This is a genomic window from Bradyrhizobium sp. URHD0069 (assembly GCF_000701345.1).
GTDB lineage: Bacteria > Pseudomonadota > Alphaproteobacteria > Rhizobiales > Xanthobacteraceae > Bradyrhizobium.
In genome coordinates, this window is sequence record NZ_JNIJ01000021.1 from 64,305 (window position 1) to 90,006 (window position 25,702).

Sequence of the window (25,702 nt, forward strand, 5' to 3'; positions counted from 1 at the left end):
GAGCAGCGCAGCGGTCAGTTGTGCTTGAGCACGCACAGAGCGAGATTGTTGTCGCTTGCGACCAGATCCTTGAGGTCGGTCTCGAGGTAGCTGCAGGGAAGACCCGTCACCGGATCGGTATTCGCAGCGTCGGCACTGCACGTCGCCTGCGCCAGAATCAGATACCGTTTTGCCGGCGGTGTATGCGTGAACGGTCCGAAGGTCTTCTCTCCGCCTGCGGCGATGGATTGGCCGCCACTGGCCGACGGATTACACCGCTTCCATCCTGCCCCACGGTGCCACGTCGGTGGCTCCGTGTTTTTCGGCCATTCGCGATACCAAGCGCTAACCCTCACATTGGCGGCAGTTTGACTTCCTCGATTGCCGACTTTCACGCGGATGTTGTTGCCTTGCACAATGATAGTGGATGGTGACTGCCAGGCGGGTGCCGGATCGCCACCTCGCTGATTGCGATCCCATTCAAGGGAGATCGGCACGTAATTGCCCGGACCGTAGTCGCTGCTGCCGTTTGGCGTGGCATCCACCAGCGGCCGGCCATCAGCAATGTAGACATCCACCGGCGGAGGCATTCCCGGCGCATTGGTAATGACGCCTGCGGGTGTGTATAGCCCTTGGGCCTCGAAGGCCCAGCGTATTACTTTGTGCGCGCACCCGCCGACTCTTTCAAATGTATCACCGTTCACGGAAGGATAAGTCACGTTCCAGACCTGCGTGCCGATGTCAGCGTCAACTAACTCAGAAACGAAATCATCAGGATTATTGCCTGCTACAATTCCGGTCGTCCCCATAAGCTGGACCGCGCGAAGAATAAGGTAGACCGTATAGTGCGAGGCGCGCTCGCGGAAATGTTCGTCGGCATCTGCTGAACCGAACTTCTTGGTGTCGCCACCGAGGCATCGATAAAGCCGGAACAGTGACGACGACAGGATCTGCTCGCTCCGATAAGCTTTGCGACGTTGCGGTGTAACATATGGCGCATGCGACAGTGCGCTGTGCATCGTGCCGCCCCAGCTCCAGCCGTGCCCAACACAGCGATCATGACGACGCGGGATAAACACCCACGGAAAGGTTAGTCCCCGAGAGTTTGGATCTAAGGCCAGCTTTGAGAGGGGGTCCATGGCGATGGCTGCCAAAGCATCACCGGCACTGTGAGCGAAGCGGAATTCCAATTCGCCGATTGACGCCATCAGAATAACATGTCCGATCTCGTGCCAAATCCAGCGCGCGTCGGCAGCGATGCCAAGCGGCGCGGCCTGCGAGCGATCCTCGCCGTTCCAAGGTTTTCGCTCGCGGTGCCGCAGGTTGGCGAGCGCAAGATGCATTTCCAAGCCCGGGCGCTGGCCTAGCGTCATCGGGCCCGCTGCGTCCGTCGGCCAGCCGTCTGGAATGACCCGGGCATTGACGACCTGGCCGTCCTTTCCCGGACCAGGCTCGACACCCGAGCGATACGCGACCTTGAGCGGCAGCTTCGCAACACGGAAATAGGCGTTGACGTCGATGCCATAGGCATCCAGACGATCGAAAAAGTCTTTAACATTGCGGAACGCGCTAACGGCGCTGAAATCATTGCTGCGGATTTCGGGCCCGGATCCAGGCAAATCGGCCACCCTTGGATCGCCAGCCACACTACCTTGGTCGGCAAGAACGAAGCGAGGCGCCACCGTTGCCCGCATGGTTTCCGGCACGCCCAATCGTAGCGGCACGTTGCGCTTGGTCCCGAGCTTGGCAGGCCCGCGGAAGCTCCCCAGGTCCTTTTCCGAGCGGGTGGGGCGTCGCTTGCGACAATCTTGAGGTGACCCACACGACGCCGGATCAATCGGAAACAGCTGCGCTTCTCCGGGCCTTGCATCGGCAAAAAGCCTAGCCTTCCGGATGGAAGTAGGCCCTTCCACGGACTTCCCTTCGGCCGAGACTATTTCCGTGGCCACGAAGAAATAGGGATAGTCCCGAACGTGACGACGTGTCGTGGCTTCATCGTCGCCCAGCGGACTCTTGAATCTCCCCGTTCCACGTCGTTCGACCTTCCAATTGTTTCCGTCAATGCGTGTAATCCGCAGCCTGCGGGTTTTGACATCATCCAGACTTAGGCGTTTTGATATGTCATCGTTTGTCAGAAAATTACCGATGAAGGCTTTGCTCTGTTTTGACCAATCCTCACTAAACACTCCCATCCTCTGATGTTCGCCAAACGGGAGCGAAGCCGACATTCCGGTAATGCGAACGTCGAATTCCGTTCCTTGCTTGGTGACCCTGCGCTCGCTCGCATGCAGGACAACCCGCAGCCCGAAACCGGAGCCCAGAACCTGATCTTGTATTTTTTCGGACGCCATCAAAATGACCGTCTGTTCCGGCAGAGCCTTGCCTTCAGCTGAAAAACGCTCCGCGCGGAACGAGACAAACGGATCGGCCGGAGTCTGCTCGTCCTCAAAATTTGAGGGAGGCCACTGGATCGGCAACCATCCGAACGCCGAGGCTAGCCGCGGGTTGATTTTCGTAGAGCTAAGAGCCCGAAGCCACTCCTCGGGAAGCTCAAGCCGAGGCTGAATATCAGTAAGTTTGGTTGCACGCTCAAGGTAGGCGAACGCTAACGCCCGCAAAGCCCGATCACTGAAATCTTTCACAACCCCCGTGAAAGGCGCGGTGGGATGCCGCAACAGAAGAGTGGTCGGCGCAGAATCTTTCGGATCGACCCACCGCTGACTCCAAACCGCATATTTGCCGGGATTCCAGACCGGATGATCGCCTTTCCGCGAAGCAGGCTTTCTTGCCATCGGCAATTCTCCCTGTCTGCCGGCACGGTCGCTGATTGCGACGGCCTCGTTTCGCTTATTCCCCGGTAGTGGGGCCAACTCTATCCCAAATGGCACGACTCGGCGATAGGCGGCTGGGCTGGGTGAGTGCATTGCACCAGATCAACCCGCAGAACTCACAGCCCTGAACCCCATTGCCGCGCGGTCTGCAAGATCCAGTCGCGGTAAAGCGTGAGCGGGGTGACGCCGGTCAATCCGCCGCAGCCCGCAGAGCCGTTCGGTCCTGTCGACCAGCTGACGACGCCGACGATGGCGGGTCCGCCATGCCGATCCTCAAATACCGGTCCGCCGGAATCTCCGGTGCAGGCGCCAAGTCCGAGACGAGCGCCCTGCCCGACCGGATCGACCAGGCGAATCTGCAACGTGCCTGGCTGGCCGGTGACGACAAGGCCGGCCACGCGTACGGTCCCACCAGTGCCGCCCTCACCACGGATGGTCACGCCGATGCCGGCGATGGTGAAGCGGCTGCCGCCGACGATTGGAATCTGAGGCGCTCCGAGCACTGCTGCAGTTTTTCCGTTAGGGCTCGTTTCGAGCTGCAGCAACGCCACATCGGCGGTGGCGCGATGGTCCGTCATCGCCTGGATATTGAACGCGGGATGAATGGCGACGTTCTTCACGTCTTGCAGCTGCGGCTGCCGGTCTGTGCCATATTCGACGATCTTGTAGACCGCGCCGGGCTGCACGCAATGCGCCGCCGTCAACACAAGCTTGGGTGCAATCAAGGCGCCGGTGCAGAAATTGCCGCGTGCGCCGACAATGGTGATGACCGAGCGGCCGATGCCCTCGGCAGACGGCACCCCTCCGCCGACGATGGCGTAAGCGGGCACGGAGAGGAGCAGCGCGAGGGCCGCAATCACTAGGGCTAAGATGTTCATCGGAACAGAAATAGCCCGCACCGCGGTGATCGCCAAGTGACTATACGGACTGGCCCTCGCGCGAGCACCGTGTTAGCCGTCTGCAAAATCGCGTTGCTGCCGGCAGGGAAGTAATGATCGAAGCAGTCATCTGGGATTTCGGTGGGGTGTTCACCAGTTCGCCCTTTGAGGCTTTTGCGCGGTTTGAGACCGAACGCGGGCTGCCCGCCGATATCATCAGGCGCAGCAATGCCGCCAATCATCTGGAGAATGCCTGGGCGAAATTCGAACGCGCCGAAGTGGACGTTGAGGCGTTCGATCAATTGTTCGCGGCGGAATCGCTGGCCTTGGGAGCCGAAGTTCGCGGCAAGGATGTCTTGCCGCTTCTCGCGGGAGATTTGCGGCCTGACATGGCCGCGGCGTTCAAGCGGATAGCCGCCAAATTCAAGACCGGCTGCATCACCAATAATCTTTCGGCCAACGCCATCGGTAGCCTCGGCGGCCGATCGATCTATGTTGCCGAGGTGATGGCGCTGTTCGATCACGTGATCGAGTCGGCCAAGATCGGCTTAAGGAAGCCCGACCCGCGCATTTTTCAGATGATGGTCGAGGCGCTTCACGTCGATCCCAGACGCTGCGTCTATCTCGATGATCTGGGCGTCAATCTGAAACCAGCGCGCGACATGGGCATGACTACCATCAAGGTGCTCAATGCTCCACAAGCCATTGCCGAACTCGAAGCGGCGACGGGGCTACCGCTCAGATAATCGCGAGGGCCGCCGCTGGTCGCACGAATCTGCCTCGTCAGCGCAGCGCGGCGGCGATGTTGCCGCCATCGACGGTGGTCACGTCGGCGGTGGTCTTGAGCGCCAGCGCTTGGGCCAGAAATGCCTGGGCGACATCTTCGGCCGCTACTTCCCGGCCGAGAAGGTTGCCCCGCATGTAAGCCTGTTCGCTGACGCCACGCGACGTCGAACGTGACGCGATCATCGCTTCGGTGAGGAGACCGGAACGGATGCGATCGGCATTGACGGCGTTGGCGCGAATGCCTTCGCTGCCGTAATCGAGCGCGTATTGCCGCACCAGAAACAGCGTCGCCGCCTTCGGCAAACCATAAGGGCCGAAATCGGGTCCGGGATTGACGGCCTGTTTGGAAACATTGAACAGCAGGCAGCCGCCGGTGCCCTGCACCCGCATGATCTTGACGGCGGCCTGCGCCACGCGTTGGTGACCGTAGAAATTCAGCTCAAAGCTCTGCCGCAGCACCGCCTCGTCAACCTCGCCGATGCGCCCCTGCCAGGCGGCCCCGGCGTTCGACACCGCTATGTCGACCCCGCCGAACGCCGACACCACTTGCGCGAATGCTTCCCGCACCGATGCAGCCTCGGTAACATCGCAGCGAATGCCAAGCGCCGCGCCACCGATCGATCTGGCTTTCGCCTGCGCGGCGGCCTCATCGACATCCAGCAGAGCCACTTCGGCGCCGGCCGCTGCGAACGCTTTCGCCGTTGCAAAGCCGATCGCACCGGCGGCGCCGGTGATGACGGCAACCTGTCCCGCAAGCGGCAGTTCCTTGGCGCCGCCCAGTTTCGCCTGCTCGAGCGACCAGTATTCGACATCGAACAGATCGGATTCCGGCAGCGGTTCAAAGCGGCCGACCGCTTCGGCATCGGTGATGGTGGCGATTGCAGCCTCGGCCAAGTCAGCGGCAATTTTGGCGTCCTTCTTGCTTCGGCCGAGCCCGAACAGTCCGACGCCGGGCACCAGCACCACCCGCGGCATCGGATCGAGCATGGTTTTGATCCCGCCGACGCGGGCATTATTGCGGGTGAAATAGTCCTGGTAGCGCTCGCCGAATGCCGCGACAGCATCACGAACCGCGTCCTTGAAACGAGCGAGTTCTCCCTGTTCGGGTGCGGCGACAACGAGCGGCCGATTCTTGATGCGGATATTGTGATCCGGCGTCACCACGCCGGCCTGGCCGTAGCGCGCTACGTCAGCACCGTTGACAAAATTCATCACCGCATCCGATCCGCGGAAGTCGAGCACGAAGCGCTTCCAGGCGCCGTCGGCTTTGCCGTCTGGCAAGCTGCAGGCCCCACGGATGATTGGCGCCACCTCTGCTACCGGTGCAGGACGCGCCGGAAGCTTTGCGCTGATGAAAACCGGCTTGCGCTGCCTGGCCAGCCGCTCTTCGGCCAATGTCACCAGCGCGATCATGCGCTCGTAAGCTTGCCGCGCGTCGGCGCCGAAGCTGAAGATGCCGTGCTTGACCAGGATCAGCCCTTCGACGGAGGGATCCGCATCGAACACCTCCGCGGCAGCCTTTGCGAGACCAAAACCCGGCATGAGGTAGGGCACGTAACCGACGCGCGCGCCGTAGACCTCGCGGCACAACGCTTCGCCGTCAGGCTGATCGGTGAGCGCGAGCAACGCCGTAGAATGGGTGTGGTCGACGAATTTGTGCGGAATGAACGCGTGCAGCAACGCCTCGACCGATGGATTCGGGGCCGAAGGCTCGATCAGATTGGCACGCTGCAACCGCACCATTTCCTCGTCGGAAAGTGTTTCGCGGGCGCGCAGTTTCAGGAGCGGCGCGAGCCGCACCGCCGGCAGGCCCGCCGGTTCGATGGAGCCCATATCCCAGCCGGAACCTTTGACGCAGAGAACATCGACCGCATCACCGTTGAGATCGGCGATGCACGTCTTCACCGAGGTGTTGCCACCACCGTGCAGCACCAGACGCGGATCCCTGCCCAACAGACGCGTGGTGTAGACCCTGAGCGCCAGATCGCGGCCGAGACTTGCGAAGCGGGCGATCGCATCATCGGCGTCGCGGTCGGTCCAGGCACTCTGCATGCGCTTCTTTCTTCGTTACTCGGCCGCTGCTGCGATCCGCTCGGGAAATGCGGCTGACAGCGCGGCACGATCGGCCCTGAGCACGCCGCGCTCGGTGATTAACCCGGCAACGAGTCGCGCGGGCGTGACATCGAAGCCATAATTCGCAACCGGCGAGCCCTCGGGCACAATCCGCACGGTCTCGATTCGTCCGTCGGCGGTCCGCCCGGTCATGGTTGTGACCTCGTCGGCGGCACGCTGCTCGATCGGAATCTCCCTGACCCCGTCATCGACGCTGAAATCGATGGTGGGCGAAGGCAGCGCCACATAGAACGGCACGCCATTGTCGTGTGCGGCGAGCGCCTTCAGGTAAGTGCCGATCTTGTTGCAGACATCGCCATTCGCAGTCACCCGGTCGGTGCCGACGATCACGAGATCGACCAGCCCGTGCTGCATCAGGTGGCCGCCGGTGTTATCGGGAATCACGGTGTGCGGCACGCCGTGATGACCGAGCTCCCAGGCGGTGAGCGAGGCTCCCTGATTGCGCGGGCGGGTCTCGTCGACCCATACATGGACGGCGCGACCGAGGTCATGCGCCAGATAGATCGGCGCCGTGGCCGTGCCCCAATCGACCGTTGCCAGCCAGCCGGCGTTGCAATGGGTCAGCACATTGACGCGCTCGCCCGGTTTCTTTGCCGCCGTGATCGCCTCGATTAACTTGAGGCCGTGCTGACCGATGGCCCTGTTGATGGCAATGTCTTCTTCAGCGATCTCGGCGGCCCGAGAATAGGCTGCCACGGTCCGTTCCGGCGGCGGCAGCGGGCGCAGCATTGACCGCATCTGGTCGAGCGCCCATCGCAGATTGATCGCCGTCGGCCGCGTCGCAATCAGCATCTTATAGGCGTGATCGAGCGCGGCATTCGAACTGTCGGCGCGCATCGCCAGCGCCATCCCGTAGGCCGCGGTCGCGCCGATCAGGGGTGCGCCGCGCACCAACATTGAGCGGATCGCGTCGGCCGCGGACTCACAGGTCGTGAGCTGCGCAACGACAAAATCGTGCGGCAGCCGCCTCTGGTCGATCGCGCTGACGGTCCAACCGTCCGGCCCAAGCCAGATGCTGCGGATGTGCTTGCCCTCGACCTTCATGACGTACCCATCGACAATGCAAGCCTTACGTTCGCAGCACTCGCCCCGCTACCGCGTCGAGCTTGTTCAGGAACTCCGGATCACGCGCTTCCGGCGCGGTGATCAAGGCGGTATCGAGCGCGCGATCGGAACCGATCGGACACGGCTCATGCTCCCTGGGAAAATCCCTGGCAAAGCGCGCGACCAGACCCTTCGCCTTCTCGGCATTCGTGGCCAGCACCCGGATGATGTCCTGTACCGTCACCGCATCATGATCGGGATGCCAGCAATCGAAATCGGTCACCATGGCAACGGTCGCGTAGCAGATCTCCGCCTCGCGGGCGAGCTTGGCCTCCGGCATATTGGTCATGCCGATCACGGAATAGCCGAGATTTCTATAAGTCATGCTTTCGGCATAGGTTGAGAATTGCGGACCCTCTATGCAGACATAGGTGCCGCCCCGCGCAACCGCGATACCCTCGGCCTCGGCGGCGGCGGCAAGATGGATGCGCAGCCGCGGCGACACCGGATGCGCCATCGATACGTGCGCCACGCAGCCCTTGCCGAAGAACGAGCTTTCGCGCTTGTGGGTGCGATCGATAAACTGGTCGACCAGCACGAAGGTGCCGGGCGGCAATTCCTCCTTGAACGAGCCGCAGGCCGACAGCGAGATCAGGTCGGTAACACCGGCACGCTTCAGCACGTCAATATTGGCGCGGTAGTTGATGTCGGACGGCGACAGCCGGTGGCCCTTGTCATGGCGGGGCAGAAACACGAGCGGCAGCCCCTCGATGGAGCCGCGGCGAATCGGCGCGGAAGGCTCACCCCATGGGCTGCGGATCGCCTCCTCGCGTGCGTTCTCCAGCCCCGGCAGGTCGTAGATACCGGAGCCGCCGATGACGCCCAAAACCGCCTTCGTCATGATTCTTGCTTCGTCCCGTTGGTGCTACGATTCAACATGCCCATGACGCGGTCACAATTTGTATTTCGGGGCCCAACTGGCGAAGAACTATTGGACAATGGCGGGAAAAGGCATCGACCTCCTCCCAGGCCATGGTAACGGAACCTGCTCACACAGGCAAAGCCCCGGCCTTCAGCAACTTATGACGACTTTCGGCAAATTCTCGCGGATATTTGCCCGAAGCTCGTTTTCAAGCGAATCTGTGGCGATTGCCCGAATCGGATGACCGAAGCCGCATGTCTGTTCCCATCGCCGCGCCAGCCCAGCATCGTCAGTCCGGCATCGCCTCTAACGCACTGTCAGTCCTGAATTCCGTATTTGGCCTGCCTGCCTTTCGGCGCGCACAGGAAGAGATCGTCAGGCATGTCACGAACGGCGGCAATTGCCTGGTGCTGATGCCCACCGGCGGCGGCAAGTCGCTGTGCTACCAATTGCCGTCCCTGTTGCGCCAGGGGTGCGGCATCGTCGTCTCGCCATTGATCGCGCTGATGCGCGACCAGGTCGCGGGGCTTATCGAGGCGGGCGTCAAGGCGGCGGTCCTGAATTCCACGCTATCGTTTAACGAAGCCGCCGCGGTCGAGGCGCGGCTGCTCGCCGGCGATCTTGATCTGCTTTACGTCGCCCCGGAGCGGCTATTGACCCCGCGGTGCCTTGCCATGCTCGATCGCGCGCAGATCGCCTTGTTTGCGATCGACGAGGCGCATTGCGTGTCGCAATGGGGGCACGACTTTCGCCCGGAATATATCGGCCTGTCCGTTATCGCCGAACGCTTTCCGAACGTCCCGCGCATCGCGCTCACCGCCACCGCCGATGAACTCACCCGCCGGGAGATCATCGACCGCCTCCACCTTGCCGCCGCGCCGAGCTTTGTCGCGAGTTTCGATCGGCCGAACATCAAATATGAAATCGTCGACAAGCAGAACGCGCAAGCGCAGCTCAAAAACTTCATCGCCGAGCGCCACGCCGGCGACGCCGGCATCGTCTACTGCCTGTCGCGCGCCAAGGTCGAGGACACCGCAGCCGCGCTAAACAAGGCAGGCGTGCCGGCACTAGCCTATCACGCGGGCCTGGATGCGAATATGCGCGCCCGCCACCAGGATCACTTCATCAACGAGGACGGTGTCGTGATTGTCGCGACGATCGCGTTCGGCATGGGTATCGACAAACCCGACGTGCGCTTCGTGGCGCACCTGGATTTGCCGAAAAGCATCGAGGCCTATTATCAGGAGACCGGGCGCGCCGGGCGCGACGGCAAGCCATCGACCGCCTGGATGGCATATGGCCTGTCGGATATCGTGCAGCAGCGCCGCATGATCGAGGAGTCCTCCGGCTCGGAAACGTTTAAGCGCGTCTCGATCGGCAAGTTGGAGGCGCTTGTCGGCCTGGCCGAAACGGCAAACTGCCGCCGTAGCCGGCTGCTCGGATACTTCGGCGAGACGCCTGCGGCGGCCAAATGCGGCAATTGCGACAACTGCCTGTCGCCGCCGCAGCTTCGCGACGGCAAGGTCATCGCGCAGAAGCTGCTGTCCTGCGCCTATCGCACCGGGCAGCGTTTTGGGGCCATGCATCTGATCGACGTTCTCGTCGGCCGCATGACAGAACGCGTCAGGCAATTCGGACATCACAAGCTGTCTGTGTTTGGAATCGGATCCGAACTCAATGAAAAGCAGTGGCGCGCCGCTTTCCGCCAGCTGGTGGCGATAGGCCATCTCCAGGCCGACAGCGACGCCTTTGGCGCGTTGAAGCTGACGGAGACCGCGCGCGGCGTATTGAAAGGCGAGACCGAGGTGATGCTGCGCGAAGTGGCCGCGGGCTCCCGCCACCGCCCGAACAGAACCAAGTCGAGGCGCGGCGATATTGCTCCGCGATCCGCCGACGCGGGTGAAGCCGGCAGTCCGGCACTGATCGGCATTCTCAGGACTTGGCGTTCCGAGGTCGCGCGCAAGCGCGGCGTGCCGGCCTATGTCGTGCTGCACGATTCAACGATCGACGGCATCGCCACCTTGCGGCCGAAGACGCTCGGGCAATTGCGTGAGATCCCCGGCATCGGCGACAAGAAGCTCGAGCATTATGGGGACGAACTGCTCGCGCTGGTGACTGCGGCAGGGTGAGCAGGTGGACTTCGTAGCGATCGCTTGCGCGCGGACCGCACAACTCATTCCAGGAGCTACTGACATGGCGACGGCGCGGCGGTGATCAGGTTCATCGCTCGGAAGTCGATGCTTGGCTCGACGAAAGCGACGCCGAGCCGACTTGCTGCGTATTCCCGCGATGCTGATCGAGCTTCGACATCACGGGGGCGCCGTTATCAAAACGGACACGATAAACCTGCAAGTTTTCCATGACGCGCTGGACGTAATTGCGCGTTTCAGCAAATGGAATGCGTTCTACCCAATCGATCGCATCCACGTTGGGATCGCGCGGATCGCCAAACTGCTTCATCCATTGCTGGACGCGGCCCCGGCCGGCATTGTAGCCGGCGAAGGTCATGATGTGGGAGCCCTTATAGTCCTGTAACAGCGCGCTGAGTTCGGCGGCGCCCATCTGCGTGTTGTAAACCGGATCAGAGACCATCCGCTTCCAATCGTAGGCAACGCCGAACCTTTTGGCGGTGTCGCGCCCCGCTTCCGGCGTGACCTGCATCAGGCCGACCGCTTTTGCGTGGGACATGTCGCGCTGGTCGAACGCACTTTCGGTGCGTGCCACCGAATAGATAACGCTGCGGTCGATTTCGGGGCCGACGGGGCTGTGCTGCGGTATCCCGATCGTGGGGAAGGCGTAAAGGTCCAGCGCCAGGCCGCGGGCGAGCGCCGTTTTCCCGATCTGCAGCATGGCGCGCGCATCGTTCCGGCGACCGGCAAGCTCGCCGAGCGCGGCCAGCGCTGCGACGTCAACACTCTGCCCCGCGAGATCCGTCACAAAATTAAGAGCGACGTCGGGCTCGCCAACCGCGTAGAGCATTTCGGCAGCGCGCACGAGTTCGTCCGAAGGTGCAGAGCGGCCAGCCGGATCGGCGCGCAGCGGAGGCCGCAGCTCAACTCGGTCAAGGCCGAGCTTGGCGCGCGCAAGTTGTCCGTAGTAGGCGGTGGTATGGCGGGCAGCGGCTTGATAGTTAGCGCGCATCTCATCGTTCTCGCCGATTGCTTCGGCGGCGCGGCCGCGCCAGTAGTTCGCCCTAGCAAGTACGATCGGGTTAGCCGATCCGTCGTCAATATGGGCGAAATGCGCCCGCGCCGTAGCGGGATCGTTGAGGTAGCGCAATGCGATCCAGCCGGGCATGAAATGGGATTCTGCCCGATAGTTTTCATTGGCCGGCAGCGCGGCGTCGCGCACGATTTGATAAGCGGTTTCGGGCTTACCTAGATCGAGCAGCTTGCGGGCGAGACCACGCCGCTCGCGCCACCATTCGTCTGTGTCCTGAAGCGCCATGGTTTCCGGCAGGGCCGCCAGCATCAGACGGGTTGCGTCTGCAATCCGATCATTACGCATCATCCAACGAATACGGCATAGCGCGTAACCCAAATCCTGGCGGGCCTCGGTTGCAACCGCGTCGAGCAGTCGGAGGGCCTTGGTCGCATTCGCCGTCACTGCGGCACAGGCTTTCACAATCGAAACATCATCGCTGCCAAGGCGGCGCGCTGCGCGCATCGCTCCTGAGAAATCCTTAGCGCCGAGGCGCTTGTCCATCCGTGCCCGATGGTCTTCGCGGGTGAGCAGGTCGCGGAATATCACGTAGGCCTCGGCTTCAAAGCTCTCGGACAGTTCATGCGACCGCCAGGCCTCGCGAACCTGGCGTCCCGCGCCTTCACGGTCGCCCTCGGCAAGCAGCACCCGCGCGAGCGCAAAGCGGCCCTTGGCGGTCGCCGGCTGACCGCCGGTGAAGCTGCGAACCCTCGCCGCTTCGATACGCTCCTGCCACAGGCGCGCCTCCGCCCGCCGACGCAGCAGCGCCATGCTGGGCCAGCCTGGGTTATCGGCAATGAACGTTGCGTATCGGCTGAAATTCGCTTCGGCGTCCGGATGTCGCAGGATAAACCATTCGACGAGCTTCTGGGCGGCTGGATCGCCGATCGTTTTTTTGATGGCGGCAGCTTCGCCAGATTTGGCCTTGCGCGCCAAATCGATCGCGTTCTTTACCGCCGCAACGTCGTTCGAGGGCGGAACGGTGGCTGCTGTCGGAGGAGGTACCTCGATCGAGGGCGCAGGCTCAAGCGGCGGCGCCGCGGCACGCACCCGATGCCTGCCTCTCGTAAGGAAGGAGTTGTGCTGATGCCGCGCCTCAGTCGCCGTATCCGCGTTCTTGGCCTCTTGAACTTGCTTGTGGCGGGCGACCATTATCATGTCGCTCGAAAGCGCGGCGAGCATGGCTACGGTGACGAGACAAGTCAGCGGCCGGAAGCGTTGGTTCATTCCGTGGTCCCCCCGCGAGCCCACCGGCACCGCCAGTGAGATCGCACGATCCGTGCGGTTAGAACTGCACGGACGGTATCACCCCGCCCATTTTCAACTGTCACGTTTCGGCAACATCGCAGGAAAAAGTGGCGCACGATGGAACCAAAGCGTTCCTCGTGACCAACCGAAACTGTCATCTGAATGGGCGTATCGTGCGAGCTGAGCGAAGCTCAAAAATCCCGGAGGGCGAGCGTGGTGGAACTTTTCTTCGGTATGTTTTTTACGCTGAGCATCTAAGTGAGCGGCAGGAAGGCAGGCTTGCAATAGGCGGACCCCTCAGCCTGAGACAAGCCTCGACATTGTACTTGCAGCGGGCAAGAGGACGGGGCCCGCCAACCATCATCGGCGCCGGGCGACGGCAACACCCAGCAGAAACGCGACCAACAGCGAACCGAGCGGCGCTTCGCGCGCAATATTGCTCAAGATGCTCAACGGCATGCCGGGTCTCCGGCCAGCATCGATCGCGGCCCCGACACGAAGCACCGTGTCTTTCACCGCTTCCGATGCTTTTTCGATGGTGGGCTTAGGCTGCGGAGCTGGATCCAGGCCGTCGTAGACGAACGGGGGCGCCGGAATGTCATCGCTCATGGCTGGATCTCCAATCGATTGATGCTGCCAATCGATCAGGCGATAAATCGTTCCGAGTTGGTAGCAGCCGAGCAGCATGTCTGGCTCGAGATCCTTGAGACGACCTTGCTTTATTCTTGTCCCAATGTTGCACCTGCTCATAATTGCTGTGGTGCTGATCCTCGCCGGCCCTGTGGTGAGTTATTTGGTGCGCTGCGCTGGCTCTATGATCTTCATGCGGTAGCCTGTAGCGCGGCTTGGCAAAAATCGGGCTGGAAGAATTTCGATCCATCCAGCAAGCCCTATGGGGCCGACGAATGCGCAAGGAGCGTCAAATCTATAGCGCGGGTATGCGGTAGGCACTCAACATGACCCGTTTCGGCGGGTGGCCTTTTCTCTGACCGACCGGACATCGCGCTTGGAACAGAAATCAAACCCGGGCGTTGCAGGGCATCCATGATCCTGCAGGGAGCAGAAAAATGAGCCGCGGAATGCCCTCGATGACTGCACTTCTGGGACTGCTCGCTATTGCGGGATACCAGAACCGGGATAAGCTGGCAGAAATGCTTAGCGGCGCGAAAAAAGTTGGCGATCCGAAGCTCGGCGACAGCACGCCCCAGCCGGGTGGGCTCCTTGGCAATCTCGGCGGGATGTTGGGCGGCGCCGGGGTCGGTGGCCTGCTCAATGGGGGGATCGGCGAGCTGCTCGAGAATTTTAAGCAAAACGGTCAAGGTGAAACGGCTCAATCCTGGATCAACAACGGTCCGAACAAGGAAGTTTCGCCACCTCAGCTCAAGCAGGCGATTGGGTCCGACATTTTGGAAAAGCTTGAACAGCAGACCGGACTTTCGCAGGAAGAGCTTCTTGCCAGACTATCGCGAGAGCTTCCGGAAGCAGTTGATAAGTACACGCCGGAGGGCCGTCTACCCGCCGCGTAAATTCCTGGAGCTATCGGTCTGCATATACGGGAAAGGAAGTTTGAGATGAGCATAATTTGGACGATTATCATCGGCTTTATCGCTGGCGTGATTGCCAAGTTCATCATGCCCGGAGACAATGAGCCATCAGGCTTCATTCTCACCTCCATCCTGGGAATCGTGGGGGCGTTCGTGGCGACTTACCTTGGCCAGGCTCTCGGGTGGTATCGTCCAGGAGAAGGTGCGGGTTTGATCGGCGCTGTCGTTGGCGCAATCCTCGTGCTCTTGGTCTACGGCCTCGTCGCTGGCGGGCGACGGCGAACCATCTAAGCGAACCATCTAAGATTGCCTCGCCGCGACATTGGTGCAAGGCAGAAAGAACTCTGCCGCGTCAATCGAAGCGCTCTCCTGCTCCGTCTGACAACGCTCCCCGTGCGCGAGGTTCGCCTAAAAAATGGGGCCGACGCCGCCCTTTCCTTTTTTGCGCGGCCTGCAAAAGGATAGAACGGGATGACAACTAGAAGGAAAGTCAGCTAGCAGACTTTACCACGCACAGCGCAGAGGAGGTTACGATGGCGGAAATAAACAAACTCTCCGTCGGCAAAGTGCTCGACAAGCTGCGCAGCAACGATGCGCCACAAAAATCGAAGATCATGCAGCTCGACGAGAAAGTTGAGGCGATCGACGAAGAGATACAGCGCCTGAGAGCGGCAAGACTTCGCCTTAAGCCTGGCCGCCGAGCCGGCAAGACTGGGCGCGATTAAGATTTCCGTGGACGTTCCTCAACTGCGTAGATCGCGACTGTCGAAAGGCGCTTGGGGATTGCTGTTCTGCGCCTCCTCAGACGTAGTCGGGCGACGCCGAGGGCGCCCATCGGCTGATACCGCCGTCGTAGCGACGCAGATCGTGGGAGGTCGCAAGGGTTCCATGAGCAGGGCTACCTCATGGTTCCATGCTCCGTGCACGCCTAACATTTCGTGCTGGCTCCGGAGACCCTTGACCTATGTCAAAGGGGGAGCGAGGCGTCAGGGCAAAACATGCCGAAACGCGCCAACTCGGTTGATCGAATGCGCAAGGCCAAGCCCGTCGAAAGATGATTTCCCTCAGCACCCAATTCAAACCTGCCAGAAGGTAGACACATCTGAGGCGTGAACATGAATGTTGCAGGCCGGATTCTGCTCGCTCTGGTGATCGCACTGACATCGTTGGGTGCGATGTCTCTGGAACGCGCCGACCAACCCGCTGGTGATGAGGAAATCCGTATTGGCAATCTCATGCCCTATACGGGGCCATTGGCGGAATTTGGCGCGATCGGAAAGGCCGAAGCGGCGTATTTCGAGATGATCAACGAGCGCGGTGGCATAAACGGCCGCAAAGTGCGCTTCATCTCCTACGACGACAAATCTGATCCCACCGTTGCACTCGATCTGACCCGCGGACTGGTCGAGAGAGAAAACGTCCTCTTCATGTTTGGCTCCTTCGGAACGCCCGGAAACCTTGCGGCGCGGGGCTTCCTGAATGAGGGAAAGATTCCCCAGCTCTTCGTTGCCTCCGGCGCCGAGGAGCTGAGCGATCCAAAGGCCTTTCCCTGGACGATGGGCTGGCAACCGTCGTTTCGGGCCGAGGGACGCATCTACGCCAATTACATCCAGGCATTTTATCCGCAACGCAAGATCGTGGTGCTCTGGCAGAACGATCAGTTCGGTCGCGCTCTGTACAAAGGAATTCAGGAGGGCCTCGGCGATTTGACTCGCATGATTATCGTCGGCGTCGCCTTTGATATTGCGGATGCGCATATCGATGGGCACGTCTCGATCCTGAAACGATCGGGCGCCGAGATTCTCGTTTTTGCGGGCGTGCCGGCCACTGCTTCGCAGGTAATCCGGTTGGCGGCAGATTTCCATTGGCACCCTGCCTTTCTTCTGAACGATGCGGCTGCCTCGATCGGCACCGCGTTAAGCCCGGCGGGTGTTGAGAACTCCGCCGGAGTGATCTCAGCCGCTTTCCTGAAGGATCCGAGCGATCCCGCATGGAAGGACGATCCGGCCATGAACGATTGGCTCGCCTTCATGGACAAGTATTACCCCAACGGAGACAAGGCCAGCAGCGCCGCCCTTTACGGCTACGCGGCAGCCGAAACCCTCGTGCAGGTGCTGAAGCAATGCGGCGACGATATCTCCCGCGAAAACGTGATGCGGCAGGCGGCAGCGCTCAGGGACTATGAACCCTCCGTCCTCATGCCCGGCATCAAGATCAACACGGGTCCGGAGGATTTCCGGCCGATCAAGCAGATGCGATTGGTTCAGTTCGATGGCCGCACCTGGCAGCTGATCGGTGACGTGATCGAAACCGCGTTTTCTGATGCACCGAAAAACTAGCGATCGAAGGCGGAGCCCACCTGAATCTGGCCAGTAGGCGGCGGATCACGCTTTCAGCTTATTTGCCCTCCGCACGCATTCCAACGACCTCTTGACCTCGGTCAATCGCGGCGACGCGCTGCAAAAGCGGCACCTTCGTCGTCATCGCTTCGATCTCCGAAAAGTGCGCCAGTAGCGGCCATTCTTAGATCGATCGCTATGGCCATGCCGCCGATCTCGTGACTCGGTCCGCAAAGGTCGTTAGCGGGATTATCCGATCTTCAAGAGATTCTGGTTCGGCAATGGCCCGCCGGGAAATTGTGCGAGTCGGCCGCCGAGCGCGAGTGGACCAAGGTCGATGCCGGCGAATCCGATGCGATCGATCAGCGCTCCAACCTCTGCCTTTGCGCTGCTATCATCGCCAGAGTAGAAAAGCACGCGACGGACCACCGTCTACCAGTGGATCGCTTGCCAGCACCTCGGCCCTCAGATGATTGAATGCCTTCACGAGGCGCGCACCACTCACCAGATCGGCGACCACCTCGCTTGAAACACGGCCCGCCAAATCCACCGGCTTGAACAGCGGGGCTTCGACCGGGTTATTGGCGTCAATGACGATCCGTCCGCCCCAGGCCGGCAGCCCAGCCACAGCCCGCGGCAGTTTCGACCAGTTGACCGCGATCAGAACGATGTCCGCGGCGGCGGCTTGCTCGCGTGTTCCGGCTTTGATGGTCGGGCCCAAAGCAGCGACGGACTCCTTGAGCGAGTCGGGCCCTCGGCTGTTGGCGATGGTCGCGGCAATTCCAGCTCGCGACAGCGTCTTCGCGACGGCCAGGCCGATATTGCCCGCTCCGATGATGCCGATGCTCATGGTCATGTCCTCTGCTATACGCTGCTTTAAGGCTTGGGCCGGCTGGGAAGCGCGCCAAGCTGCTGCATCAGAGAGAATAGATTGGCCACGCCCCAGTGCTCGGTGATCTTGCCGTCGCGCACCCGCATCACGTCCACGGTCTCGAATTGGATTTCGCGACCGGTTGGCGCGATGCCGAAGAACTCGCCCTTGTGCGTGCCGTGGTAGGTTTTGTAGGTCGTCACCCGGTCGCCATCGGCAAGCTGCCAATGGATGTCCGCGTGGAAGTCCGGGAAGGCAGCGCGCAGAACCTTGTAAAGTTCGCGCGCGCCAGCCTTGTCAGGCGTGCGTCCTGGCTGCGGCGTATGGTCGAGAAAATCGTCGGCGAACAATTCCTCGAACACCTCGAAATTCCCGCCGCCTTGCACTTCTTCGGTGTTCCGCCGAACAACCGCCTTCGCGGCTTCGCTCACGCTGATCTTGGTCATGGATGTCGCTCCAAGTTGGCGAACTGGAAGGGCTGGTGATCGATCGGGATCAGGACCGAATCTTCTGGGGTGGGCGTCGAGACCTTCCTTGGAAGGGGTTGGCTGGGTCATGTCGGTCACTCCATGCGTTTTCTGCTATGGATGATGAAGACAAATTCGCCTAAGATTAGCCTGGAATTGATGGAATGACTTTCAAGCATCCGTTGAAGGCAAGCTTCTGGAAACCCTCGCCAACCTCGAATCGTTCGTCCGCAGCGCCGAAACCGCCAGTTTCTCGGCCGCTGCGCGCCGGCTCGCCCTCACCCCAGCGGCGGTCAGCCGGAACGTGGCGATGTTGGAACGCAATCTCGGCGCCCGGTTGTTTCACAGGAGCACACGCAAGCTGACGCTCACCGACGCTGGAGAACGCTTCCTGCTCGCCATCCAAGACAATCTGGAAGGACTGCAGCAGGCGATTTCGGGGATGGCGACGAATGGGGGAGAGCCGGCGGGCGTGCTCAAGGTGAGCATGGGCCTCAACTTCGGTGCGGATTACATCCTTCCGCTGTTGCCAGCGTTCCTGGCCCGCTATCCCGGTATTCGGCCAGATTGGCAATTCACCACGCGTCAGATCGATTTGATCGCCGATGGATACGATGCCGCGATCGGCGGCGGCATTGAATGGGCGCCAGGCGTCGTCTCGCGCGTGCTTGCGCCGCTGCACCTCATCGCGGTCGCCTCGCCGGAATATCTCAAGAATCGTACGCCGCCGACCGAGCCCACCGGGCTTGCGTCATTCGAAGGAATCGCATGGCGCTCATCGCTCACGGGTCGGATTCGCGAACGAATAATGCGCAATGCGGCAGGCACCGAAGTTCCAGTGAAGCTGGCGGAGACGATCGTCCTCGACGATCCGGAAGCGACCTGCCGGGCAGCCCTGCTTGGCCTCGGTGTGACATTGATCGCGGTGTGCCATGCGCTACCGCATTTGGAGCGCGGTGCGCTCGTGCGTCTCGTACCCCAATGGTACAGCGACGGTGGGCCGATCTCCATCTACTACGCGAGCCGCACGCTGCTGCCTGCGAAGACGCGCGTCTTCGTCGATTTTGTTGTTGAGGCATTCAAGCGTGACCGTCTGGCCGAACGCTTCGCTGGTAGCTTGAGTTAGGGTTCGGTCTGCCCGAAAGTCCCGGGAAGCCAAAAGCTCAGCCCTCCGTTGTCGGCGCTCGCACGTTCGGATGAAGCAGCCGACAGGCAGACGGCGATCGAGAGCACGGCGATCAACCTACGTCGGACTACGTGTCCGAACATCGTCGCGAGGCCTCTGCAGCGCTCGTGTTCCATGACTCTTCCGAGGCTTTGAGTAAAGGCCAGGCGGTTATGAGACTGGGGAAGTGCCGCGCCAGGTCAATGGGGCCTCTGTACTGCAGAAAGGCCGTTTTCGACCAGCGTGACATCCACACGTTGTTCTCGCATGGAACTGTAGGCTGCATCCACCGATGGCCTTTTTTGCAATTGCAAAGATGATTGCAAATTTGCGACGAAGCGCTGCGTACAGCTGGGAGATTCAGCAGTTGACGCCGTCGCATTTCGGTTCAAACTACCTGGAGTAGATGCTTTCGGAAGGTGAAGAGGGGTCGTTAGACATTGCCGGTGAAGCTGATGCGCCGGCCGTAGCGAGTGAAAGGGCCATTCAAATGCAATGGGTGAATTTTATTCGTCGATTTAGCTACCCGACTAAGTACATTTTGATGACAATCGCCGCCGTCGTCGGGTTGGCGACCATCGGGATGCCCGGCAACCCGGCATCCGCGCTGAGCCCGGGGCTCGGCGTTTCGCTCCAAAAGCAGATCAAGCAGGACAATGACATCACGCAAGTCTACGTGCGCCGCGGCGGGGCCGTGCGACGAACGACCGTCGTTGGGCCGCGCGGTGGCGTGTACCGTAGCAGGACGGCGGTCCGTGGCGGCGCGGTGGTTCGGCCGGGCTATCGCGGCGGCGGCGTCCGGTGGGCGCGGCCGGGGTGGTACCGCTGGCCGAGAGGCGGTGCCATCGCAGCAGGCGCGGCGATTGGTTTCGTGACGGCAGCGACGGCCGCGGCCTGGGCAGGTGCTGCTCCGGCGGCGGGCATGTGCTGGTACTACACCGATCCATCGCGCACGCAGGGCTTCTGGGACTACTGCCAATAGCTGACCGATCCGGAGCGGCTCGCATGACGATGGCGCGTACCGAGATCCGGGCGAACGATCCGGTATCACCGCCCGCCGATATGGTGTGGGTTCCCGGTGGAACGTTCAGCATGGGCTCGAACGACCATTATCCGGAAGAAGCTCCGGTGCACCGTGTGCGAGTCGACGGCTTCTGGATCGATCGGACACCAGTGACGAACCGGCAGTTCAAGGACTTCGTCAAGGCGACCGGCCACAAGACCTTTGCGGAAATCGCGCCAGATCCGAAAGATTATCCCGGCGCGTTGCCGCACATGCTGTACGCCGGCTCGCTTGTCTTCGTGCCGCCGCCGTCCGCGAACGGGCTGCGCGACTGGAGCCAGTGGTGGACGTTCATGAAAGGTGCCGACTGGCGCCATCCCTTTGGCCCGAAGAGCAGCATCAATACGGCGGGCCAGCATCCCGTCGTTCACCTCACCCATTCGGATGCGTTCGCCTACGCGAGGTGGGCGGGCAAGGATCTGCCCACCGAAGCCGAATGGGAGTTCGCCGCGCGAGGCGGGCGCGACGGTGCCGAATTTGCCTGGGGAGATGAGTTCATGCCGGGCGGCCAGCACATGGCGAACACCTGGCAAGGCGAGTTTCCGCTGCGCAACGAAAACGACGATGGCTACGAACGCACGTCGCCAGTCGCCGCGTTCCCGGCGAACGGCTACGGGCTGCACGACATGATCGGCAACGTCTGGGAATGGACGTCCGACTGGTATTCGCCGAAACACCACGCCGATGCGCCGAAGGCCTGCTGCATCCCGGAAAACCCACGCGGCGGGCAAGAAGACGGCAGCTACGATCCCGCTCAACCCAACATCCGGATCCCGCGCAAGGTCATCAAGGGCGGCTCGCATCTGTGTGCGCCTAACTACTGCCGCCGCTACCGCCCCGCCGCGCGGCATGCGGAAGCGGTCGATACCTCGACCAGCCATCTCGGATTTCGATGTGTGAAAAGGACGCCCGTACCGGAATGATTGTCGGTCCTCATAGTGAAGAAGGAGCCAGAAAATGCCCGGCGACACTAAGAACAAGGACACCGCGAAAAGACCCGATCAAAGCGTACTCAGCCGCCGCAACATCCTGATGGCCGGATCATCAATCGCCGCCGTGACCGCGTTCAACGCGGTCGATCGCAGCCAAGTGGCGCAGGCCCAGCAGCCGCAACCGACCCCTCCCTCGGGACGCAAGCCGAACATCCTGGTGATCTGGGGGGACGATATCGGAATCGCGAACATCAGCGCCTACTCGAACGGGCTGATGGGCTACGAGACGCCCAGCATCGACCGCATCGCCCGCGAGGGCATCAAGATGCAGCACTATTACGGCGAACAGTCGTGCACGGCCGGCCGCGCGACGTTCCTGACTGGCCAGCACGGGATCCGCACCGGCCTGACCAAAGTTGGCTTCCCCGGCGCGCCGATGGGCATGAGCCAGCTGGATCCTTCGATCGGCGGCCTGCTCAAGAACCTCGGCTACGCCACGGGCCAGTTCGGCAAGAACCATGTCGGCGACCGCAACGAGTCATTGCCCACGGTGAACGGCTTCGACGAGTTCTTCGGCAACCTCTACCACCTCAACGCCGAGGAGGAGCCGGAGCTGCCCGATTACCCGAAGGACCCTGCCTACCGCGCCAAGTTCGGCCCGCGCGGCGTGTTGAGGTGCAAGGCGACCGATCGCGACGATCCCACGGTCGATCCGCGGTTCGGCAAGATCGGCAAGCAGACCATCGAGGATACCGGTGCGCTGACCAAGAAGCGGATGGAAACCATCGACGACGAGACCTCGACCGCGGCGATTGACTACATGAAGCGACAACAGGCGGCGGGCAAGCCGTTCTTCGTCTGGTTCAACTCGACCCGCATGCATCTGCGCACCCATGTGCGTCCCGATCACCGGGGCCGTTACACCCACGGCGACAGCGAATATGTCGACGGCATGCTCGAGCATGACGACATCGTCGGCAGCCTGCTCAAGGCGCTCGACGACATGGGCATCGCGAACGACACCGTGGTGGTCTATTCCAGCGACAATGGCCCGCACATGAACACGTGGCCGGACGGCGCCATGACCTGGTTCCGGTCCGAGAAGAACACCAACTGGGAAGGCGCCTTCCGGGTGCCGTGCCTGGTTCGCTGGCCCGGCACAATCAAGCCCGGCACGGTCACCAACGAGATCATGAGCCACAACGATTGGATCCCGACGTTGTGCTCGATCGCGGGCGAGCCCGACATCGTCAACAAGCTGAAGGCCGGCTACACCGCCAACGGCATCACCTACAAGGTCCACCTCGACGGGTTCGACCAGTCCAATTTCCTGCGCAACGTCAGCGGCACCGCGGCCAACAACAACGGCACCACGAGCGCCCGCGACAAGTTCTTCTACTCCGACGACGACGGTCTGCTCGTGGGCTATCGGCAGGGCTACTACAAGTACGTTTTCTCCGAGCAGCGCAAGGAAGGCACTTTGGGTCTCTGGGCCGAGCCCTTCACCACGCTGCGCCTGCAGAAGATATTCAACCTGATGCAGGATCCGTTCGAGCGGGCGGACATCACGTCAAACACCTTCTGGGATTGGAACCTCAACCACGTGGGCCAGGTCTACGGCGCCATGGACGACGTGTTCCAGTTCGTCGCGACCTTCAAGGAATTTCCGCCGCGTTCCTTCCCGCCGAGCTTCAACCCGGCAAACATCATGGAATCCACCCTGGACACCATGAAGCAAAGGAAGGCCTTGGCCGAGGGGCTGGATCTCGAGCGGATCCGGGGCGGACTGAACAGGATGATCGACCAGCAGATCCAACAGATTCAGCAGCGCGGGTTGGCACGTTAGCGGCTCTCCGCGCGCCGGCCTTCATACCTTGGGCCGGCGCGCGGACGCTCGAAGAACGAGTCAGCTCGCTTTCACATTCGCCGCACCTCGGCGGCGACAACGGAGCGCTAGCCATGAAGAGAGCCCTCTTCGCGGCGCTGGCCTTCGATCTGCCGATCGGATCCGCTCAGGCGCAAACGTTCAGCGCTGACGACCTCAACCACCGCACGGTCCATTGCCCCGCCGCCGAGGCCGTCATCTGGGGAATGCCGGCGGTCAGCGGCATTGTTGATGCTGCGCAGCTGCGTCATTATTCGTCGTTATGTCCGGCCGATAATTTGTTCATTCAATACGTCCCAGAACAGGTCCTCGCCATGGGAGACGTTCGCCGTCCAGTGCTCATGGGCGAAGTCGTCGGCGTCGTCGGTGATGAATTTAAACGCGCGCCACGGCACGTCATACCGCTTGCAGACGTGGGCCATGGCGAACAGCTCCATATCCACCACGTCGATTCTGTTCTCGGTCAGCCAAGGATCTGTTGATGTGACGAAGCTGTCACCGGTTCCGCACACCGCGGTGCCGTGGCCGGATGTCAGCATGCGTTCATCGTCGCACAGCGGCGTGACGCCGCGCGGTGCGAGCGGCATCGCCATCATGTCGCGCTGGACCACATGGGATATTTCCAGCAGGCCGCGCAGGTTGTCGGTGATCTTGCCGCAGGTGCCGTAATTCACCACCAGCTCGGGCCTTGCAGCAAGGATGGAAGCGGTGGTCGCGATCGCGGTGTTGATCTTGCCGACGCCGCCATAGATTACATCGACGCCGTCGCAGGCGCGCTCGGCGTTCAGCTCGCTTTTCAATGCGGTGACGACGAGGATTCTAGTCATGCGAAAATGGCCCATCAACGCGCGGTCTTCCCATCAGCGCGCGGTCTTGGTGTGCTGATTTCGGGAGAAGAAGTTGGTCGGATCGTATTTGGTCTTCAACTCGACCAGCCGTGCGTAGTTGCTGCCAAAACCCGCTCTCATCGCTTCTTCGCTAACATCGCTGGTCAGCGTTAACACTTGGCCTCCGCTCGAATAGGGCTTCAGCGCGTCCCAGAGGCGATGTGCCCAGCCGATATGCTGATCATTCTCCGCGGCGTCCCTCCACTGCGCTGCAATGACGATATTGTATTCGGCTTGTCGCTGGGCAAACGCGGTGTCGCCGACCTTCACCCGGGTCGCCGCGCCGCCATAAAATTCGATGACGATGCCGGACAAGGGAGACTGCGCCTGGTTGCCGTGGTCGATGATCACGTCAATTGCCTCGTCGCTGATCGCTTTCAGGAATGTCGACTTCCAGTAGTTGTAGGTGCCGTCCAAAAGCACCCTCGAGAAGCTTTTGCATGGCCGGAAAGGGCATCGGCTGAATCGCATCGAGGACCGGCGAGCCGAATGCCCGCAGCGGGCGGAGCACGCGCTCGCCTTCGGCGAGTTCGCCACAATAGCAACCCGCGATGCCAACCACCGGGGTGCCCTCAGGGGTCCAGATCAGGGCACCATAGGCGGTCAATTCTTCAGGTGCTGTCGTCATGAAAGCTCGGTACTGATTTAACACGGCGCTGGCCTGACTTCGCGGGTAGAGGATGAGGCCGCTTAGCACCGTCGAGACCGGGTGAGTCTTGATCAGGAACGAAGTTACGATTCCGAAATTGCCGCCACCACCGCGTAGTCCCCAGAACAAATCTGGATTCGTCGTTTCGCTCGCGGTAACCAGCTTGCCTTCCGCGGTGACGACTTCGCACGACAACAAATTGTCACAGGTCAGCCCGTATTTGCGAACCAGCCATCCGACACCGCCGCCGAGCGTGAGGCCCGCGATACCGGTCCGCGAGACCGTGCCGGTTGGTACTGCCAGACCATAGGCGTGCGTCTCGCGGTCGACATCGGCCAACGTCGCCCCGCCTTGCACGCGCACCGTTCGTGATTGCGGGTCGACAACAACGCCTCTCATCGCCGACAGATCAATGACGATGCCGTCATCGCACAGCGCACGGCCGGCGACATTATGGCCGCCGCCGCGAACCGACACCAGCAGGTCGTTCGCCCGCGCAAACTTCACGGTCCTCACGACGTCGGCCACTCCCGAGCACCGCGCGATCACACCGGGGCGTTTGTCTATACTTGCATTCCAGATCCGTCGCGCCGAATCGTACCCAGCATCGCTTGGCACAATGACCTCTCCGGCAAAATCGGCTGCTAATGTGTCAACTGTATCGATCATCGGAACCTTCCACGACTTCATCTTGGGACTAACCAAGCTGTTCCCTGTTCGATGCGTGATCCCTGGATGAGCGAGTTTGTCGGAGCCGCTACGCATTGATTCCGTTCTCGGCAGCCGAGCTACAGGCGCAGCTTGATTGAAGCGACGGCTGTTACCTGTCACCGACAGGACCTCCCGTCGATGATCCGCTACTCGGTCATCAGTCATGG

General features: G+C 61.5%; 22 protein-coding genes and 1 pseudogene. 10 read left to right on the plus strand and 13 right to left on the minus strand.

From position 1 onward, the window contains the following. Window positions 1-14: 14 nt before the first annotated feature. The gene (locus N554_RS0114240) at window positions 15-2,771 is read right to left on the minus strand and encodes a hypothetical protein (protein WP_029584084.1); all 2,757 of its coding nucleotides are present in this window, start codon (window positions 2,769-2,771) and stop codon (window positions 15-17) included. 155 nt (window positions 2,772-2,926) lie between these two features. After that, entirely contained in the window at window positions 2,927-3,688 is a 762-nt protein-coding gene (locus N554_RS0114245) for a S1 family peptidase (RefSeq protein ID WP_029584085.1), read from the minus strand. Between the two features lie 113 nt (window positions 3,689-3,801). Between N554_RS0114245 and N554_RS0114250 the strand changes: the two genes are divergently transcribed. Next, a complete protein-coding gene (locus N554_RS0114250; protein ID WP_029584086.1) occupies window positions 3,802-4,434 on the plus strand; it encodes an HAD-IA family hydrolase in 633 nt (210 codons plus the stop codon). A gap of 37 nt (window positions 4,435-4,471) precedes the next feature. Here N554_RS0114250 and N554_RS0114255 read toward each other — a convergent pair whose 3' ends face one another. Genes N554_RS0114255 through N554_RS0114265 form a run of 3 tightly spaced genes read right to left on the minus strand, consistent with a single transcriptional unit; the run spans window position 4,472 to window position 8,552 of the window. Then, the gene (locus N554_RS0114255; protein WP_029584087.1) at window positions 4,472-6,526 is read right to left on the minus strand and encodes a bifunctional aldolase/short-chain dehydrogenase; all 2,055 of its coding nucleotides are present in this window, start codon (window positions 6,524-6,526) and stop codon (window positions 4,472-4,474) included. Window positions 6,527-6,541: 15 nt separating this feature from the next. Beyond that, window positions 6,542-7,651 carry an S-methyl-5-thioribose-1-phosphate isomerase gene (gene mtnA / locus N554_RS0114260; RefSeq protein ID WP_029584088.1) on the minus strand — a complete coding sequence of 370 codons (1,110 nt, stop codon included), beginning with the start codon at window positions 7,649-7,651 and terminating at the stop codon, window positions 6,542-6,544. 25 nt (window positions 7,652-7,676) lie between these two features. After that, window positions 7,677-8,552: an S-methyl-5'-thioadenosine phosphorylase gene (locus N554_RS0114265; RefSeq protein WP_029584089.1), complete on the minus strand. Its 876-nt coding sequence runs from the start codon at window positions 8,550-8,552 to the stop codon at window positions 7,677-7,679. A gap of 275 nt (window positions 8,553-8,827) precedes the next feature. On the opposite strand from N554_RS0114265, the gene recQ reads away from it, so the two are divergent. Continuing rightward, window positions 8,828-10,702, plus strand: a complete 1,875-nt coding sequence (gene recQ / locus N554_RS0114270) for a DNA helicase RecQ (RefSeq protein WP_029584090.1) — start codon at window positions 8,828-8,830, stop codon at window positions 10,700-10,702. Window positions 10,703-10,793: 91 nt separating this feature from the next. On the opposite strand, the gene N554_RS0114275 is transcribed toward recQ, so the two are convergent. Together N554_RS0114275 and N554_RS0114280 are read right to left on the minus strand one after the other, a co-directional pair. Continuing rightward, window positions 10,794-13,001, minus strand: a complete 2,208-nt coding sequence (locus N554_RS0114275) for a lytic transglycosylase domain-containing protein (protein WP_029584091.1) — start codon at window positions 12,999-13,001, stop codon at window positions 10,794-10,796. A 381-nt stretch (window positions 13,002-13,382) separates the two neighbouring features. Then, window positions 13,383-13,631: a hypothetical protein gene (locus N554_RS0114280; RefSeq protein ID WP_029584092.1), complete on the minus strand. Its 249-nt coding sequence runs from the start codon at window positions 13,629-13,631 to the stop codon at window positions 13,383-13,385. 458 nt (window positions 13,632-14,089) lie between these two features. Between N554_RS0114280 and N554_RS0114290 the strand changes: the two genes are divergently transcribed. The 4 genes from N554_RS0114290 (at window position 14,090) to N554_RS0114305 (ending at window position 16,905) form a co-directional block, all read left to right on the plus strand. Continuing rightward, a complete protein-coding gene (locus N554_RS0114290) occupies window positions 14,090-14,548 on the plus strand; it encodes a YidB family protein (RefSeq protein ID WP_029584093.1) in 459 nt (152 codons plus the stop codon). Between the two features lie 45 nt (window positions 14,549-14,593). Continuing rightward, window positions 14,594-14,857, plus strand: coding sequence for a GlsB/YeaQ/YmgE family stress response membrane protein (locus N554_RS0114295; RefSeq protein WP_029584094.1), 264 nt, complete (start codon window positions 14,594-14,596; stop codon window positions 14,855-14,857). Between the two features lie 242 nt (window positions 14,858-15,099). After that, window positions 15,100-15,291 carry a hypothetical protein gene (locus tag N554_RS0114300; RefSeq protein ID WP_029584095.1) on the plus strand — a complete coding sequence of 64 codons (192 nt, stop codon included), beginning with the start codon at window positions 15,100-15,102 and terminating at the stop codon, window positions 15,289-15,291. A 390-nt stretch (window positions 15,292-15,681) separates the two neighbouring features. Next, entirely contained in the window at window positions 15,682-16,905 is a 1,224-nt protein-coding gene (locus N554_RS0114305) for an ABC transporter substrate-binding protein (protein WP_029584096.1), read from the plus strand. 249 nt (window positions 16,906-17,154) lie between these two features. Here N554_RS0114305 and N554_RS0114320 read toward each other — a convergent pair. Together N554_RS0114320 and N554_RS0114325 are read right to left on the minus strand one after the other, a co-directional pair. Further along, window positions 17,155-17,755, minus strand: a pseudogene (locus N554_RS0114320) (NADPH-dependent F420 reductase). Between the two features lie 26 nt (window positions 17,756-17,781). After that, window positions 17,782-18,222: an ester cyclase gene (locus tag N554_RS0114325; protein WP_029584099.1), complete on the minus strand. Its 441-nt coding sequence runs from the start codon at window positions 18,220-18,222 to the stop codon at window positions 17,782-17,784. Between the two features lie 217 nt (window positions 18,223-18,439). On the opposite strand from N554_RS0114325, the gene N554_RS0114330 reads away from it, so the two are divergent. The 4 genes from N554_RS0114330 to N554_RS0114350 all read left to right on the plus strand — a co-directional run bounded on the left by N554_RS0114330 (window position 18,440) and on the right by N554_RS0114350 (window position 23,249). Then, a complete protein-coding gene (locus tag N554_RS0114330) occupies window positions 18,440-19,369 on the plus strand; it encodes a LysR family transcriptional regulator (RefSeq protein ID WP_029584100.1) in 930 nt (309 codons plus the stop codon). 583 nt (window positions 19,370-19,952) lie between these two features. Beyond that, window positions 19,953-20,390: a hypothetical protein gene (locus N554_RS42015; RefSeq protein ID WP_245283609.1), complete on the plus strand. Its 438-nt coding sequence runs from the start codon at window positions 19,953-19,955 to the stop codon at window positions 20,388-20,390. A gap of 23 nt (window positions 20,391-20,413) precedes the next feature. Further along, window positions 20,414-21,394: a formylglycine-generating enzyme family protein gene (locus tag N554_RS0114345; protein WP_029584102.1), complete on the plus strand. Its 981-nt coding sequence runs from the start codon at window positions 20,414-20,416 to the stop codon at window positions 21,392-21,394. A 109-nt stretch (window positions 21,395-21,503) separates the two neighbouring features. Then, complete coding sequence (locus tag N554_RS0114350; protein ID WP_245283602.1) at window positions 21,504-23,249, plus strand: arylsulfatase; 1,746 nt, start codon at window positions 21,504-21,506, stop codon at window positions 23,247-23,249. Between the two features lie 107 nt (window positions 23,250-23,356). Here the strand turns inward: N554_RS0114350 and N554_RS0114355 are convergent, their stop codons facing one another. From N554_RS0114355 to N554_RS40980, 4 genes are read right to left on the minus strand one after another with little or no spacing between them, the layout of a single operon-like run. Then, window positions 23,357-23,539: a hypothetical protein gene (locus N554_RS0114355; RefSeq protein ID WP_029584104.1), complete on the minus strand. Its 183-nt coding sequence runs from the start codon at window positions 23,537-23,539 to the stop codon at window positions 23,357-23,359. A 9-nt stretch (window positions 23,540-23,548) separates the two neighbouring features. Further along, entirely contained in the window at window positions 23,549-24,130 is a 582-nt protein-coding gene (locus tag N554_RS0114360; RefSeq protein WP_036053173.1) for a phosphorylase family protein, read from the minus strand. A gap of 18 nt (window positions 24,131-24,148) precedes the next feature. Next, window positions 24,149-24,592 carry a BBE domain-containing protein gene (locus N554_RS40975; protein ID WP_197033574.1) on the minus strand — a complete coding sequence of 148 codons (444 nt, stop codon included), beginning with the start codon at window positions 24,590-24,592 and terminating at the stop codon, window positions 24,149-24,151. Continuing rightward, on the minus strand, window positions 24,528-25,700 hold the full coding sequence (locus N554_RS40980) for an FAD-binding oxidoreductase (RefSeq protein ID WP_197033575.1): 1,173 nt from the start codon (window positions 25,698-25,700) through the stop codon (window positions 24,528-24,530). Before N554_RS40980 ends, N554_RS40975 begins: the two co-directional genes overlap by 65 nt. Window positions 25,701-25,702 lie beyond the last annotated feature (2 nt).

What these genes read in the sequence shown, in the direction of transcription:
- N554_RS0114265 (WP_029584089.1), bottom strand. Translation starts at nt 8,552, where the DNA reads ATGACGAAGGCGGTTTTGGGCGTCATCGGCGGCTCCGGTATCTACGAC.
- mtnA (WP_029584088.1), bottom strand. Translation starts at nt 7,651, where the DNA reads ATGAAGGTCGAGGGCAAGCACATCCGCAGCATCTGGCTTGGGCCGGAC.
- N554_RS0114295 (WP_029584094.1), top strand. Translation starts at nt 14,594, where the DNA reads ATGAGCATAATTTGGACGATTATCATCGGCTTTATCGCTGGCGTGATT.
- N554_RS0114290 (WP_029584093.1), top strand. Translation starts at nt 14,090, where the DNA reads ATGAGCCGCGGAATGCCCTCGATGACTGCACTTCTGGGACTGCTCGCT.
- N554_RS0114275 (WP_029584091.1), bottom strand. Translation starts at nt 13,001, where the DNA reads ATGAACCAACGCTTCCGGCCGCTGACTTGTCTCGTCACCGTAGCCATG.
- N554_RS0114355 (WP_029584104.1), bottom strand. Translation starts at nt 23,539, where the DNA reads ATGACGCAGCTGCGCAGCATCAACAATGCCGCTGACCGCCGGCATTCC.
- N554_RS0114250 (WP_029584086.1), top strand. Translation starts at nt 3,802, where the DNA reads ATGATCGAAGCAGTCATCTGGGATTTCGGTGGGGTGTTCACCAGTTCG.
- N554_RS0114345 (WP_029584102.1), top strand. Translation starts at nt 20,414, where the DNA reads ATGACGATGGCGCGTACCGAGATCCGGGCGAACGATCCGGTATCACCG.
- recQ (WP_029584090.1), top strand. Translation starts at nt 8,828, where the DNA reads ATGTCTGTTCCCATCGCCGCGCCAGCCCAGCATCGTCAGTCCGGCATC.
- N554_RS0114360 (WP_036053173.1), bottom strand. Translation starts at nt 24,130, where the DNA reads ATGGGCCATTTTCGCATGACTAGAATCCTCGTCGTCACCGCATTGAAA.
- N554_RS0114305 (WP_029584096.1), top strand. Translation starts at nt 15,682, where the DNA reads ATGAATGTTGCAGGCCGGATTCTGCTCGCTCTGGTGATCGCACTGACA.
- N554_RS0114255 (WP_029584087.1), bottom strand. Translation starts at nt 6,526, where the DNA reads ATGCAGAGTGCCTGGACCGACCGCGACGCCGATGATGCGATCGCCCGC.
- N554_RS0114300 (WP_029584095.1), top strand. Translation starts at nt 15,100, where the DNA reads ATGGCGGAAATAAACAAACTCTCCGTCGGCAAAGTGCTCGACAAGCTG.
- N554_RS42015 (WP_245283609.1), top strand. Translation starts at nt 19,953, where the DNA reads ATGACAATCGCCGCCGTCGTCGGGTTGGCGACCATCGGGATGCCCGGC.
- N554_RS0114245 (WP_029584085.1), bottom strand. Translation starts at nt 3,688, where the DNA reads ATGAACATCTTAGCCCTAGTGATTGCGGCCCTCGCGCTGCTCCTCTCC.
- N554_RS0114350 (WP_245283602.1), top strand. Translation starts at nt 21,504, where the DNA reads ATGGCCGGATCATCAATCGCCGCCGTGACCGCGTTCAACGCGGTCGAT.
- N554_RS0114240 (WP_029584084.1), bottom strand. Translation starts at nt 2,771, where the DNA reads ATGGCAAGAAAGCCTGCTTCGCGGAAAGGCGATCATCCGGTCTGGAAT.
- N554_RS40980 (WP_197033575.1), bottom strand. Translation starts at nt 25,700, where the DNA reads ATGACTGATGACCGAGTAGCGGATCATCGACGGGAGGTCCTGTCGGTG.
- N554_RS0114325 (WP_029584099.1), bottom strand. Translation starts at nt 18,222, where the DNA reads ATGACCAAGATCAGCGTGAGCGAAGCCGCGAAGGCGGTTGTTCGGCGG.
- N554_RS0114280 (WP_029584092.1), bottom strand. Translation starts at nt 13,631, where the DNA reads ATGAGCGATGACATTCCGGCGCCCCCGTTCGTCTACGACGGCCTGGAT.